Here is a 13,574-nt window from a genome sequence, read left to right as displayed (position 1 = left end):
AGCCCCTCACCCTAACCCTCTCCCGGAGGGAGAGGGGACTGACCGAGGTGTTTTTGAGAAATCCGCCGACCTGATACATCGAGTCGATCTCAGGTGTTGAAAAACAATCGAGATCAGGCTGCACAGAAATACCGAGTCGATCTCGATATTGGCAGCGCCAGAGATCAGGCTCCCTCTCCCTCCGGGAGAGGGCGGGGGGTGAGGGAGAGATTTCAAGTCCCTCCGCAACCCTGAAAGAAACACGCATCACCCCTCCAATAGCACGGGGGGTTGGGGGGGCTTTGGCCCTTGACTGTTGGTTCAAACATGGAGAGATCGGGATGGTATTTTCATCCAACGTGTTCCTGTTTCTGTTCTTGCCGATCTTTCTCGGCTTGTACTACTTGAGCGGGCAACGCTATCGCAACCTGTTGCTGCTGATCGCCAGCTACGTGTTCTACGCGTGGTGGCGGGTGGACTTCCTGGCATTGTTCGCCGGCGTCACCCTGTGGAACTACTGGATCGGCCTGAAAGTCGGTGCCGCCGGCGTGCGCAGCAAACCGGCACAGCGCTGGCTGCTGCTCGGCGTGGCGGTCGACCTGTGCATCCTCGGCTACTTCAAATACGCCAACTTCGGCGTGGACAGCATCAACGCGATCATGACCTCGTTCGGTCTGGAGCCGTTCATCCTGACCCACGTGCTGCTGCCGATCGGTATCTCGTTCTACATCTTCGAGTCGATCAGCTACATCATCGACGTGTATCGCGGCGACACCCCGGCCACCCGCAACCTGATCGACTTCGCGGCGTTCGTGGCGATCTTCCCGCACCTGATTGCCGGCCCGGTCCTGCGTTTTCGCGACCTCGCCGACCAGTTCAACAACCGCACCCACACCCTCGACAAGTTCTCCGAGGGCTGCACGCGGTTCATGCAGGGTTTCATCAAGAAGGTCTTCATCGCCGACACCCTCGCGGTGGTGGCGGACCACTGCTTCGCCCTGCAAAACCCGACCACCGGGGATGCCTGGCTTGGTGCGCTGGCGTACACCGCGCAGCTGTATTTCGACTTCTCCGGCTACAGCGACATGGCCATTGGTCTGGGCCTGATGATGGGTTTCCGCTTCATGGAAAACTTCAAGCAGCCGTACATCAGCCAGTCGATCACCGAGTTCTGGCGCCGCTGGCACATCAGCCTGTCGACCTGGCTGCGTGACTACCTGTACATCACCCTCGGCGGTAACCGTAAAGGCACGCTGATGACCTATCGCAACCTGTTCCTGACCATGCTCCTCGGTGGTCTGTGGCACGGCGCGAACATCACTTACATCGTCTGGGGCGCCTGGCACGGCATGTGGCTGGCGATCGAAAAAATGCTCGGCATCAACACCTCGCCGCGCAGCCTGAACCCGATCCGCTGGGCGCTGACCTTCCTGCTGGTGGTGATGGGCTGGGTGATCTTCCGTGCCGAAAACCTGCACGTCGCCGGGCGCATGTACGGCGCGATGTTCAGCTTCAGCGACTGGTCGCTGTCGGAACTCAACCGCGCCAGCCTCACCGGTCTGCAAGTGGCGACCCTGGTGGTGGCGTACGCAACCCTGGCGTTCTTCGGCCTGCGTGATCTGTACACCAACCAGCCTCCGGTGAAGAGCAAACCTGAAGTCAACGTCGAGGCCAACGGCCCTGCCACCGCGACCCCGGGCATGATCAAAGCCGCGCCTGGCGAAAACCCGGCGAGCATCCACGAGCCTGGCTACACCGTCGGCGTCGAGGCGCAGGTGCAACCGGCCTACTGGACGGCGGACTGGTCACGTTACGTGATGCGCGGGCTGATCCTGCTGCTGTTCATCGCCTCGATTCTCAAACTCTCGGCGCAAAGCTTCTCGCCGTTCCTTTACTTCCAGTTCTGAGGGATCTGACATGACCCGCTCATTACGCATCTTCTACATCGCGCTGTTTCTGGTGACCCTGCTGGTGCTCGGTCTGTGGTCGGTGCGCAGCTTCTTCGGCTTCAGCACCAACGCCGATGCGACCGTGCTTAACGGTCGCTGGACCAAAGCCGTGGAAACCCACTACGACGATCAGTTTCCGATCAAGCGTCTGGGCACCAACCTCTGGGCGGCGCTGGATTTCAAACTGTTCAACGAAGGTCGTCCAGGCGTAGTGCTCGGTCGCGATCAGTGGCTATACAGCGACGAGGAATTCAACCCGATCGTCAACGAAGAACTGAACCTGCAAGGCAACTACGCGCTGGTCGAAGGCGTGCGCCAGACCCTGAAAGAGAAAGGCGTGAAACTGGTGATGGCCATCGTGCCGGCCAAGGTGCGTCTGTACCCGGAACACCTGGGTGAAGTGAAACCGGCGAGCATCCACGCCAACCTCTATCAGGACTTCCACGCCCGTGTCGCCGCAGACAAGATCCTCGCCCCGGACCTGCTCGGCCCGCTGCAACAGGCCAAGCAGAACGGTCAGCAAGTGTTCTTGCGCACCGACACCCACTGGACCCCGGAAGGCGCTGAAATCGCCGCCAACACCCTGGCGAAAACCATCGCCGACAAGTTCCCGCTCAGCGGCGAGCCACAGCGCTTTGTCACCACGCCAGCGGAGAAGGTCACGCACAAGGGCGACCTGCGTCTGTTCCTGCCACTGGATCCGCTGTTTGAAAACCTGATGCCGGCACAAGAGCCGCTGCAAAAGCGCAACACCGTTGCCGCCGAGCAGCCTGCCGGTGACGACGCGCTGTTCGCCAGCAGCGAAGTACCGGTCGCGCTGATCGGTACCAGCTACAGCGCCAACCCCAACTGGAACTTCGTCGGTGCGCTGAAACAAGCGCTGCACAGTGACGTGGTCAATTACGCCGAAGACGGCCACGGCCCGATCCTGCCGATGCTCAGCTACCTGAAAAGCGATGACTTCAAGAACAGCCCGCCACAGGTGCTGATCTGGGAGTTTCCTGAACGATATCTGCCTGTGAACAACGAAATCGGCGACGCCGACCCACAGTGGGTCGCAGAGCTCAAACAAGCCGGTGCTCGCCAACAAAACGTAGCCATCAACACTAAATCCGAGACGCCCGATCGGGCGCAAAACTGAAAGAGAGGTAACACCATGACTTTCACAACTACTCCTCGTCGTCTCGCCAAACGCTTCGCACTGGTTGCAGGCCTCAGCGTGCTGTCGGTCCAGGCCTTTGCCGGTGGCGACGCCGCGCTGTACGGCCCGACCGCGCCGAAAGGCTCGACCTTCGTGCGCGTCTACAACGCCAGCAACGCCGAAGTCAGCGCCACCGTCGGCAGCACCAACCTGAGCGACGTTGCGCCACTGGCCAGCAGCGACTTCAGCTTCATGCCGGGCGGTGACTACAGCGCCAAGGTCGGCAGCCAGACCCTGCCGGTCAAACTCGCCGGTGACCACTACTACACCCTGGTCAACAACGCGTCCGGCGCGCCGCAACTGATCGAAGAACCACCGTTCAAGAACAAGCAGAAATCCCTGGTGCGCGTGCAGAACCTCAGCGACAAGCCGCTGACCCTGAAGACCGCCGACGGCAAGACCGACGTGGTGCCGAACGTGGCGGCCAAGGGCCGTGGCGAACGTGAAATCAACCCGGTGAAAGTCAGCCTGGCGCTGTACGAAGGCGACAAGAAAGTCGGCGACGTGAAACCGGTCGCCCTTGAGCGCGGTGAAGCAGCGGTGCTGTACGTCACCGGTTCCGGCAGCAGCCTGTCGCCAGTCTGGGTGAAACGCCCGGTGTCGACTCGCTAACCAATTTCATGAACTGACGCAGTAACCCTGTGGGAGCGAGCCTGCTCGCGAATACGGTCCGACATCCAACATCAATGTCGACTGATGTACCGCTTTCGCGAGCAGGCTCGCTCCCACAGGGCCTCTAACCAATCGATTTTTATGGAGTAAACAATATGATTCCGGTGATCTTGTCAGGTGGTAGCGGTTCACGTCTTTGGCCGCTTTCGCGTAAGCAATTCCCTAAACAATTCCTGGCCCTGACCGGTGAACACACGCTGTTCCAGCAAACTCTGGAGCGCCTGGTGTTCGAAGGCATGGACACGCCGATCGTGGTCTGCAACAAGGATCACCGCTTCATCGTCAACGAGCAGTTGGCCACCCGTAACCTTGAATGCCAGCGCATCCTCATGGAGCCGTTCGGCCGCAACACTGCGCCAGCGGTAGCGCTGACCGCGATGATGCTGGTCAACGAAGGCCGTGACGAACTGATGCTGGTGCTGCCGGCCGACCACGTGCTGGAAGACCAGAAAGCCCTGCAACGCGCCCTCGCCCTGGCCACCGTCGCCGCTGAAAACGGCGAAATGGTGCTGTTCGGCGTGCCGGCGACCAAACCGGAAACCGGTTACGGCTACATCAAGTCCACCGGCGATTCGCTGCTGCCGGAAGGCGTCAGCCGCGTCTCGCACTTCGTCGAAAAACCCGACGTCAAGCGCGCCACCGAATACGTCGAATCCGGCGGCTACTACTGGAACAGCGGCATGTTCCTGTTCCGCGCCAGCCGCTTCCTCGAAGAGCTGAAAAAGCACGATCCGGACATCTACGACACCTGCCTGCTGACCCTCGAGCGCAGCCAGCAGGACGCCGACACTGTCACCCTGGATGAAGCCACCTTCGCCTGCTGCCCGGACAACTCCATCGACTACTCGGTGATGGAAAAAACCCAACGCGCCTGCGTGGTGCCGCTGTCCGCTGGCTGGAGCGATGTCGGTTGCTGGTCGTCGCTGTGGGAAGTCAACGAGAAGGACGCCAACGGCAACGTCAGCAAGGGCGACGTAGTGATCCAGGACAGCAAGAACTGCATGATCCACGGCAACGGCAAACTGGTGTCGGTGATCGGCCTGGAAAACATCGTCGTGGTCGAAACCAAGGACGCGATGATGATCGCCCACAAGGACAAGGTTCAGGGCGTCAAGCAGATGGTCAACACCCTCAACGAGCAGGGCCGCAGCGAAACCCAGAACCACTGCGAGGTCTACCGTCCGTGGGGTTCCTACGACTCGGTGGACATGGGCGGCCGCTTCCAGGTCAAGCACATCTCGGTGAAGCCGGGCGCGTGCCTGTCGCTGCAGATGCACCACCACCGCGCCGAGCACTGGATCGTGGTCAGCGGCACCGCCGAAGTGACCTGCGATGACAACGTGTTCCTGCTCTGCGAAAACCAGTCGACCTACATCCCGATCGCCTCGGTGCACCGCCTGCGCAACCCGGGCAAGATCCCGCTGGAAATCATCGAAGTGCAATCGGGCAGCTATCTCGGTGAAGACGATATCGAGCGCTTCGAAGATATCTACGGCCGCTCCACCCCGATCGAACGTGGCGTGTCGGTGAAAACCATCGCGCAGTGATCACCCGGCAATGAGAAGCCCCCGTCCAGCCCGCTGCGTCCCCTATCCGCAGTGGGTTGGGCGGGGGCTTTTTTTCAACTCAACGAATGTTGTCGAGTCAGCCTCGGCCGGGAATGTCCCCCCAGCGATTGCTGCCTTCCCGCGTAGGGAGCCGGTGCGAGCAGTCCGATAAAGTCCTGGGTCCGCCGCAGGCTCTGCAGCGTACTGGACGTTTGCATCGACAAGTCGGAGACCGCTTCGAAAAGCTCCGGATCCGCGCTGCCGGTGGTTGCCAGCTCGGTAAGGATGGCCTGCGTCCTGAACTCGACCATGTCGATGTTTGCCGAAAGATGTTCATAAGTGTTGCTTAACGCCTCAGCATTCAGTCCCTGCGCTGCATGGATGAATTCCCGCCCCGTCTGGAACAGCCCCCGAGTTTCTGGTCCCAGTTTTTCAGAGACTGCCTCGATCACTTTGCCCTCGACCTTGGCGCGCGCCATTTGGGTCAAGCGTGATCGACCGTCGGCTGTGCGCGGATCATGCGCTGCCAATTGCAGTTTCACTGTGGCAAGACTCAGCTTCTTTTTCGGCTCGACGCTTTCAACCAGAGCCTTGGGATTCAATTCGCTGCCCTTGAAATGGATAGGTCGGTTCAACTGATAGGTGTCCACCACCTTGTCGATGGCTGCACCCGCCAACTTATCGGCGACCTTCGTGCCAATCTTGCCCCCAAGCGAACCGGCTACCGGTCCGAACACGGTGCCCATTGCAGTGCCAATCGTGCCACCTGCGGCTTGAGCGCCTGCGCTGAACATACTGCTGGCCAGTTGCGTTCCGACGCGCCTGACCAGGGCCTGAAACCGGTGTCGCGCCTGAGTGTGGTTGAGCAATGAGTTTCTGACGTCCGCTGCCGCCGAGGTCATCGTGCTCATTAATGCCTGCTGCTTTTGCACACTGTCAGCCAACTCAGATGTGGCGGTCTTCCCGCCCCCATCAGTGTCGACATGGTTCATGGGCGAGTTACCCACCATCTGATACAGGTTCGGCCCGTCGATAAAGCCTTTCGGGTCAGGATTCAACCAGCGCTGCAACCACGGCATGTAATAGCGATAGCCATAATAATAGAGACCTGTGGCATCGCGCTCCTTGCCCGAATAACGCAGGGTTTTGTAACTGGCCTCGGTGTCCTTGCTCCACGCCGTTTCACCGAACGGGAAGAAAGTTTCTTGACTGATGAGCCGGGCATCCTCGCCCAGTTCCAGGCAGGTCGATCCGAGATGATCCGTCAGCGTGTACCGATAATGGTCATTGGAACCGGTGGGCGGAGCACTTTCCCAGTGCAGCACGTGTACACGGCTGATGTGGCCCTCGACGAAAATCACTTGCAGTTGTTCACCGGTGGCCGTGTCGGTACGTAGCTCCAGCCCAGGCAAATAGCGCACCTGGGCCGTGACGCCGCGGGCATTCGTCTGTAACGAGCGAATCTTGCGCACACGTTGACCGGCACCGTCGTAGCAATAGTGTTCACGGTCATTGGGGCCGCTGGCACGTTCGACCGGCGTGACCGATTGCAGCTGATTACGCAGATTCCACGTCAATGAACTCCCCGCGTACAGCGCTCGCAAATTGCCACGGGGATCGAACGCCGCGGCAATCTCCTCTTCCGTCGGTGGCACGCCATTACGGTAAGGCAAACAGCGATTACTTGATCGCGCAGCTTTGAGCTCGCGGCCATTGCGCGCGCCAACATGCGTCAGCAGCAGCAGATTGCCGGATTCATCGTAGTCGAAGGTCTGTCGATAATTGCTCACTGCTGCCGGATCGTCACGTCCGATGGACGCCGGACCTTGAGTAGCAGCACCTGCTTCCCAACCGGTGGCCACATGCAACTGGTAGAAGCTGTCGTAGTCGAAACGACTGACAGGATCGATACGCTGGTTGGCGAAATACCGGATCGGCAGTGCCTTGTCCTCGATGCTCAGCAAGTTGCCCATCGGGTCATAGTCGTAGATCAGATGTTGCAATACCTCGCCCCCGGCTTTCCTCGCATGGCGGGTTAGCAGAAGACCGTCCTCGGGCTGATAGGTCAGCGTCGTCAGCACACCATTGCCCGCCAGTTCCTGAGTGACTTGCCCATCAGCGTTGTAACGAATGTCGCTCACCAGCGTTTGCGCTTTGGTCTGGTGCCGCAATTGCAGATGGCAGGCACGCAACTGACCGTCCAGCGTCAACTCGCGGTCCTGTCGATTATCACGTGCATCGACTTGTTCGAGTACCTGCCCCAGCGGCCCGAAGCGCCAGCGGGTCGTTGCACCGTCACCAGGCTCCAGCAAGCGCTGGCGGTCATCAACGTTTTGCGGCCAATCGGGGACGCTGGGGTCGAGGGTGAAGTGCCGCGTGCTTTCAATGCATTGCCCACTGATTGCAAAGCTTTGCGAGCACACACTACCCGCCGGATCATCGTGCCGAATCAACTGGCCCAGCTGATTCCGGGAGGGATCACCCGCGCCGGGCTGACCGTAATTGAGACGTTCGACGCACCGCCTAGGCTCGGATGCGCCCTCTTCGAACACGGCAATCGGACGCAGCAACGGGTCGTGTTGCACCTCGCGCCAGGTTTCTCGACTGTCCCAGTCGTACAGCGTCTCGGCACCCAGCCCGTACAACGCCAGCTGCGTACCGGCATCGACGCTGTCGGAGCGCAGCGTTTGCCCGATCAACGAATAAAGGGTGCGCAGATTCGCTGGCGTCAGCGGCTCGGTCGTTTGCAGTGCCCACAGGCGCGGATCCCACTGTTCCACAACCCTTCCGGCAGCGTCACGTACCGTGCGATTGACGCGGGTTTGAGCTGGGCAAAGGTCGTCGGCACGCCAATAACCAACCGTCCGAACCTGCAGTCCCCGCGGGTCGCTTACTGAAAGCGTCGGTGTTTTGCCATGTTTGTTCATCAGCTTGCTCCCGGCACTAGCGTTATCCATGCTTCAGGGCATCAGAGCATCCGCGCTTTGCGATTTTCAACTGTCAGAAATTACAGTACCGACTGACGGTACATTCGGAATACGCGCGAATGTCCATTGCGCCGGCCCTCCGGTAGGATGGTACTCACGAACCAAGGAGCCTTCCCTCATGTTCATCGGCATCCTGCTGATCATCACCTGGTTGATTCTGCTGCTGCGCTATCCCGCCAAGGCTGTGCCGGTCTCCGTGGCCGCGGCTGTCGGTCTGGGCCTGGTGGCCATGTGGGTGGTGTGGCTGGACAACCGCGAGCTCAAGCAACTGGCGCGCCTTGAGATGCGCATCAGCTATGCACCGGAGCAATGCCCGGCGGATCGGCCGCTGCAATTGAAAATGAAAAACGGCAACGACGTGCCGCTGACTGAACTGCGCTGGCGCATCGCAGCTTACGCGCCGGGCGACACGGTCAATCTGGCCGACAACCAATACACCGCCCCGCGCTATCGCGGCCCCGGCGAACTGCAGGCCGGCGGCGACTGGGAAGACTGCCTGCCGATGCCACCGCTGCGCCCCGGTTATCGCCCACAAACCCTGGAGTTTCGTGCCGAGCGCTTGCAGGGCAGTTTCTCCGACTGATCCCCCTCCTCCCATTTTTTGCACAAGGAATGCGCCATGCCCGTTGCGTTGATTACCGGTTGCTCCAGCGGCATTGGCCGCGCCCTCGCTGACACGTTCAAAGCCGCCGGTTATGAGGTCTGGGCCAGCGCGCGCAAGGCTGAAGACGTCGCGGCCCTCGCCGCTGCCGGGTTCAGCGCAATCGCACTGGACGTCAATGACGGCGTGGCGCTGGAACAACTCGCTGAGCGCATCAACCAGCAACACGGCGGCCTCGACGTGCTGATCAACAACGCCGGTTATGGCGCGATGGGGCCGCTGCTCGACGGCGGCGTGCCGGCCATGCAGCGCCAGTTCGAAACCAATGTGTTCTCGATTGTCGGGGTGACTCGTGCGCTGTTCCCGGTACTGCGCCGGGCCAAGGGGCTGGTGGTGAATATCGGCAGTGTCTCAGGGGTTCTGGTCACGCCGTTCGCCGGCGCCTACTGCGCCTCGAAAGCCGCGGTGCATGCGCTGAGCGATGCGCTGCGCATGGAGCTGGCGCCGTTCGGTATCCGCGTGATGGAGGTGCAGCCGGGAGCGATTCAGTCGAGCTTCGCCAAGAATGCCGGGCATGAAGCGGAGCAACTGATCAACGAGCAATCACCGTGGTTTCCGTTGCGTGAGGGGATTCGTGCGCGGGCCAAGGCCTCGCAGGACAAGCCGACCCCGGCCAGTGAGTTTGCGGCTGAGTTGCTCAAGGCTGTGCAGCAGAGCACGCCGCCACGCTTGATCCGCATTGGTAATGGCAGCCGCGCGTTGCCGTTGCTGGCGACGTTATTGCCCAAAGGGTTGCTGGAGTCGACGTTGATGAAGCGGTTCGGGTTGCGCGGCCAGCTCTGAGACCGAGTTGACCCCATCGCGGGCACAGTCAACCGAGATCTTCAGCCCCAGCCCTTCATGAAATCAATGAACGCCCGCACCTTCAGCGGCAAATGCCGGGTATCCGGGTACAGCGCATACACCCCCTGCTGAGCAAACCGGTAATCGGCCAGCAACCGCACCAATCTCCCCGCCTGCAGATCCTCCTGAATCAGCCACTGCGGCAAAATCGCCACGCCTTGGCCGGTCAGCGCAAACGCCCTGAGCGTCGCCGAGTTGTCGGCGACGATGGCGGTGGTCCCCGGTTTTGGCTGGTAGACATGCTCGCTGCCGGCCGGGTCGGTCACGGTCATTTCCGGAACTCGGCCATGGCCCAGCGTCGGCATCGACTCCAGCGTCGCCAGCGTGGCAACCGGCGCGAAGCGCTCGACCAGTTGCGGCGCCGCCACCGCAAACACTTCGAACCTCGACAACTGCACCGCGCGCAGATTGGAGTCGTGCATGCGCCCCAGACGAATCGCCATATCGAAGCGTTCGGAGATCAGATCGGCGTGGGCCGAGGATGTCGACAAGTGAATGTTCAGTTGCGGCTGTTGCTTGCGAAACACCTCCAGCGCCGGCACCACTTGGGCCAGGGCAAACTCCACGGTGGTGGTGATGCGCAACGTGCCCTTGAGTTGCGAATGCTCGGAGCGCGCCTCCTCGATAGCCAGTCGCGCTTCGTCGAGGGTGCGCAGGCAGCGCCGATAGAAGCGCTCGCCGGCATCGGTCAGGGCCAGTTGCCGGGTGTTGCGCGTGAGCAAGGTGACGCCCAGTTCTTCTTCCAGTCGCTTGAGATTGAAGCTCACCACCGCGCGGGTCTGGCCCAGCGTCTCAGCAGCCGCCGTCAACGACCCGGCCTCGACCACGGCTTTGAAAGTGTCAAAACGGTCCAGGCTGACCATATCCAGCGCGCTCCCTGTCAAAATTATTTTGACAAACTAGCAGGCAAACCAGCGTTTTCCTAACGTCCGAAGCGCCCTACCCTGCACGTCTCATTACAGGGAAGCTGCCATGGCCTATCGCTCGAAAGTTGCGCTGGTGTATCTATTCGGGTTCGCCCTCGACCTGCTGAACATGTTCGCCGCGAGCATCGCCTACCCGGACATCGCCCGGGAATTACAGGCCTCGGTGACGCAATTGGCGTGGATCACCAACGCCTACATGCTCGGGCTGACACTGATCATTCCGCTGAGCGTGTGGCTGGCGGCGCGGCTGGGCGAACGGCGGCTGATTCTGGGCTCGTTGCTGCTGTTCGGTATCGCTTCCGGTCTGGTGGCCCAGGCCGGGTCGATTGAAAGCCTGATTGTCTGGCGCCTGCTGCAAGGCCTCGGTGGCGGGTTGTTGCTGCCGATCGGTCAGGCCTTGGCTTATCGGCAGTATCCATCGACACAACGCGCGCACCTGACCGGCGTGGTGCTGATGGTCGCGCTGATGGTGCCAGCCCTGTCGCCAGCGGCGGGCGGCCTGATCGTCGAGGCGTTGTCGTGGCGCTGGATTTTCTACCTGAACATGCCGCTGGCGCTGCTCGCTTTCGGCCTGGGTCTGCTGTGGTTGCAAGCGGATCAACCCGGCACGGAACGCCCGACACTGGATCTGCGCGGCCTGCTGCTGGCGGTGGCAGCCCTGACACTGTTGTTGATTGCCGTGAGCCTGGCGAGCGCCGCCGCTACCCGACACCTCGCCGGCGGAGTTCTGCTGCTCGGCGTCCTGACCTTATGGCTGTACCTGCGTGATGGCTGGCACAAACCCGACGCGGTGCTCGACCTGCAACTGCTAAAGAGTCCGTCACTGCGTTTGGCAATGCTGATCTACCTGTTTGTGCCCGGGGTGTTTACCGGCACCAACATGATTGCCGTGTTGTACCTGCACGACCTCGGTTTCGGTGCAGCGCAGACCGGTGCGCTGATGCTGTCCTGGGCGGCCGCATCGGGTATGGCGATCATGCTCGGCAAACGCAGTTTCAACCGCATCGGCCCCAAACCGTTGCTGATCGCCGGGATGCTTTTGCAGTGCCTGGGGATTGTCCTGCTGATGCGCATCGAACAGCCCGCCCCCGCGCCGCTGATCATTGCCTATGCCTTGATGGGACTGGGCGGCAGCCTGTGCAGCGTCACCGCGCAGAGCCTGGCGTTTGTCGGCATCGCGCCGGAAAAAATGGGTCACTCCAGCGCTCTGTGGAACATCAATCGCCAGCTCGGTTTCTGTCTTGGCGCCGCGCTGCTCAGTTCGCTGTTGGGCGCACTGGGCGGCCACGGATTCAAATACTGCTTTGTCGCGGCGGCCTTGCTCACACTGCTGCCAATGGTCGCCGTGCTGCGTTTCGACGCCTCCACAGTGCTCGCCCTGCTGAGCCCACCTTCCCTTCAGGAAAAATCCACATGACTGACTACAACGAATATTTTGATGAAGTGATCCAGGCCCACCTGGTGATCGAACGCTGGTTTGCCGTGGAGCAGGATTCAGCCGAAATGGAGCGCTTGCTGAGCCGGTTCTCGGCGGATTTTTCCATGGTCACGCCGCTGGGCCGGGCGCTGGATATCGAAGCCTTGCATGCGCTGTTTCACGCGGCGGGCGGGAAGAAGCCCGGGTTCAGGATCGAGCTCAGTGAGTTGCGCGGGATTGCGCTGCATGCGCATGGCGCGACGCTGAGTTATCGCGAGCAGCAGAGCGATGCGAGCGGGTTGCGCACCGATCGCCGGTCGACGGTGGTGTTTGAAAAGACCGAGGCCGGGCGGGTGCTGTGGCGGCATTTGCAGGAGACGTTCTGCGCTGAATGATTACTCGGTTTTGGTCTGAAAGACCGGGTTGTCCTTATCGCGAGCAGGCTCACTCCTACAAGGGATCTTCGGTGTGGCAGAGATCCAGTGTAGGAGTGAGCCTGCTCGCGATTCAGTCGGCGTGGTCTGTCAGTTATCCACAGGCTCTTGCTTCACCACCACCGTGCAAGTTATCCCCGCCGCCAACAACACACCCTCCGGCACTTCGTCGATGTGAATGCGCACCGGCACCCGCTGCGCCAGACGCACCCAGTTGAACGTCGGGTTCACATCGGCGATCAACTCGCGGCTTTCCGGGTTGTCGCGGTCGTAGATGCCGCGGGAAATGCTCTCCACGTGGCCCTTCAACACTTCGCCGCTCATCAGTTGCATGTCGGCCTTGTCGCCTACGCGCACGTGCGGCAGTTTGGTCTCTTCGAAGAAGCCGTAGACCCAGAACGAGTTCATGTCGACCACGGCCATTTTCGCTTCGCCGATGCGCGCGTAGTCACCGCGATGCACGTTGAGGTTGGTCACGTAGCCGTCCACCGCCGCGCGCACTTCAGTGCGTTTGAGGTTGAGTTCGGCGGCTTCCAGTTGCGCTTGTGCGTGTTGGTAATCGGCGAGCGCGGCGTCGGCGATGTTGCTGGCGTCGTCGCGGTTTTCCTTGGAGATCACCAGGTTGTCGAGGTCGGCACGGCGATGCGCGTTGACCTTGCGCATCTCCCAGGTCGACTTGCGCGAAGCGACCAGCGACTGCGCCTGCTTGACCGCGATGCGGTAGTGCTCGGGATCGATCTGCATCAGCAAATCGCCCTTCTTCACCAATTGGTTGTCGCGCACCGGCACGTCGACCACTTCCCCGGTGACGTCGGCCGCGACGTTGATGATGTCCGCCCGCACTCGGCCGTCGCGGGTCCACGGGGTGTTCATGTAGTGCTCCCACAGGGTCCGGCCGATCCACAGTGCCAGGGCCAGCACCAGCAGGGTCGCAAGCAGGCTGAAAAACTTTTTCATC

General features: G+C 61.1%; 11 protein-coding genes. 8 read left to right on the top strand and 3 right to left on the bottom strand.

The window, feature by feature from the left end:
- Positions 1-320: 320 nt before the first annotated feature.
- The 4 genes from AC3WMV_RS00650 to AC3WMV_RS00635 all read left to right on the top strand — a co-directional run bounded on the left by AC3WMV_RS00650 (position 321) and on the right by AC3WMV_RS00635 (position 5,348).
- Positions 321-1,886, top strand: coding sequence for an MBOAT family O-acyltransferase (locus tag AC3WMV_RS00650; RefSeq protein WP_027610921.1), 1,566 nt, complete (start codon positions 321-323; stop codon positions 1,884-1,886).
- A 10-nt stretch (positions 1,887-1,896) separates the two neighbouring features.
- Positions 1,897-3,069 carry an alginate O-acetyltransferase gene (locus tag AC3WMV_RS00645; RefSeq protein WP_103369094.1) on the top strand — a complete coding sequence of 391 codons (1,173 nt, stop codon included), beginning with the start codon at positions 1,897-1,899 and terminating at the stop codon, positions 3,067-3,069.
- 15 nt (positions 3,070-3,084) lie between these two features.
- Positions 3,085-3,741 (top strand): alginate O-acetyltransferase AlgF, encoded by a 657-nt coding sequence (locus AC3WMV_RS00640; protein WP_007969549.1) that lies wholly within the window; start codon positions 3,085-3,087, stop codon positions 3,739-3,741.
- A 155-nt stretch (positions 3,742-3,896) separates the two neighbouring features.
- The gene (locus AC3WMV_RS00635; protein WP_103369095.1) at positions 3,897-5,348 is read left to right on the top strand and encodes a mannose-1-phosphate guanylyltransferase/mannose-6-phosphate isomerase; all 1,452 of its coding nucleotides are present in this window, start codon (positions 3,897-3,899) and stop codon (positions 5,346-5,348) included.
- A 74-nt stretch (positions 5,349-5,422) separates the two neighbouring features.
- Here AC3WMV_RS00635 and AC3WMV_RS00630 read toward each other — a convergent pair whose 3' ends face one another.
- Entirely contained in the window at positions 5,423-8,275 is a 2,853-nt protein-coding gene (locus tag AC3WMV_RS00630; RefSeq protein ID WP_103369096.1) for an RHS repeat domain-containing protein, read from the bottom strand.
- Between the two features lie 178 nt (positions 8,276-8,453).
- Between AC3WMV_RS00630 and AC3WMV_RS00625 the strand changes: the two genes are divergently transcribed.
- Both AC3WMV_RS00625 and AC3WMV_RS00620 read left to right on the top strand, forming a co-directional pair.
- On the top strand, positions 8,454-8,918 hold the full coding sequence (locus tag AC3WMV_RS00625; RefSeq protein ID WP_098967290.1) for a multidrug transporter: 465 nt from the start codon (positions 8,454-8,456) through the stop codon (positions 8,916-8,918).
- A 36-nt stretch (positions 8,919-8,954) separates the two neighbouring features.
- Positions 8,955-9,779: an SDR family oxidoreductase gene (locus AC3WMV_RS00620; protein ID WP_103369097.1), complete on the top strand. Its 825-nt coding sequence runs from the start codon at positions 8,955-8,957 to the stop codon at positions 9,777-9,779.
- Between the two features lie 41 nt (positions 9,780-9,820).
- Here the strand turns inward: AC3WMV_RS00620 and AC3WMV_RS00615 are convergent, their stop codons facing one another.
- Complete coding sequence (locus AC3WMV_RS00615) at positions 9,821-10,702, bottom strand: LysR family transcriptional regulator (RefSeq protein ID WP_103369098.1); 882 nt, start codon at positions 10,700-10,702, stop codon at positions 9,821-9,823.
- A gap of 109 nt (positions 10,703-10,811) precedes the next feature.
- On the opposite strand from AC3WMV_RS00615, the gene AC3WMV_RS00610 reads away from it, so the two are divergent.
- A complete protein-coding gene (locus tag AC3WMV_RS00610; RefSeq protein ID WP_103369099.1) occupies positions 10,812-12,182 on the top strand; it encodes an MFS transporter in 1,371 nt (456 codons plus the stop codon).
- Positions 12,179-12,577: a DUF4440 domain-containing protein gene (locus tag AC3WMV_RS00605; RefSeq protein ID WP_103369100.1), complete on the top strand. Its 399-nt coding sequence runs from the start codon at positions 12,179-12,181 to the stop codon at positions 12,575-12,577. Before AC3WMV_RS00610 ends, AC3WMV_RS00605 begins: the two co-directional genes overlap by 4 nt.
- Positions 12,578-12,706: 129 nt before the next feature.
- On the opposite strand, the gene AC3WMV_RS00600 is transcribed toward AC3WMV_RS00605, so the two are convergent.
- Entirely contained in the window at positions 12,707-13,573 is an 867-nt protein-coding gene (locus tag AC3WMV_RS00600) for an efflux RND transporter periplasmic adaptor subunit (protein WP_096795164.1), read from the bottom strand.
- Position 13,574: the final 1 nt, after the last annotated feature.

Source organism: Pseudomonas sp. FW305-3-2-15-E-TSA4, from assembly GCF_058787295.1.
Note: the sequence above shows the minus strand (reverse complement) of the source record. Positions and strands in the feature narration are given on the sequence as shown.

Excerpts from the sequence above, each read along its gene's own strand:
- AC3WMV_RS00630 (WP_103369096.1), bottom strand. The coding sequence starts at position 8,275 with ATGAACAAACATGGCAAAACACCGACGCTTTCAGTAAGCGACCCGCGG.
- AC3WMV_RS00620 (WP_103369097.1), top strand. The coding sequence starts at position 8,955 with ATGCCCGTTGCGTTGATTACCGGTTGCTCCAGCGGCATTGGCCGCGCC.
- AC3WMV_RS00610 (WP_103369099.1), top strand. The coding sequence starts at position 10,812 with ATGGCCTATCGCTCGAAAGTTGCGCTGGTGTATCTATTCGGGTTCGCC.
- AC3WMV_RS00640 (WP_007969549.1), top strand. The coding sequence starts at position 3,085 with ATGACTTTCACAACTACTCCTCGTCGTCTCGCCAAACGCTTCGCACTG.
- AC3WMV_RS00645 (WP_103369094.1), top strand. The coding sequence starts at position 1,897 with ATGACCCGCTCATTACGCATCTTCTACATCGCGCTGTTTCTGGTGACC.
- AC3WMV_RS00650 (WP_027610921.1), top strand. The coding sequence starts at position 321 with ATGGTATTTTCATCCAACGTGTTCCTGTTTCTGTTCTTGCCGATCTTT.
- AC3WMV_RS00605 (WP_103369100.1), top strand. The coding sequence starts at position 12,179 with ATGACTGACTACAACGAATATTTTGATGAAGTGATCCAGGCCCACCTG.
- AC3WMV_RS00635 (WP_103369095.1), top strand. The coding sequence starts at position 3,897 with ATGATTCCGGTGATCTTGTCAGGTGGTAGCGGTTCACGTCTTTGGCCG.
- AC3WMV_RS00615 (WP_103369098.1), bottom strand. The coding sequence starts at position 10,702 with ATGGTCAGCCTGGACCGTTTTGACACTTTCAAAGCCGTGGTCGAGGCC.
- AC3WMV_RS00600 (WP_096795164.1), bottom strand. The coding sequence starts at position 13,573 with ATGAAAAAGTTTTTCAGCCTGCTTGCGACCCTGCTGGTGCTGGCCCTG.
- AC3WMV_RS00625 (WP_098967290.1), top strand. The coding sequence starts at position 8,454 with ATGTTCATCGGCATCCTGCTGATCATCACCTGGTTGATTCTGCTGCTG.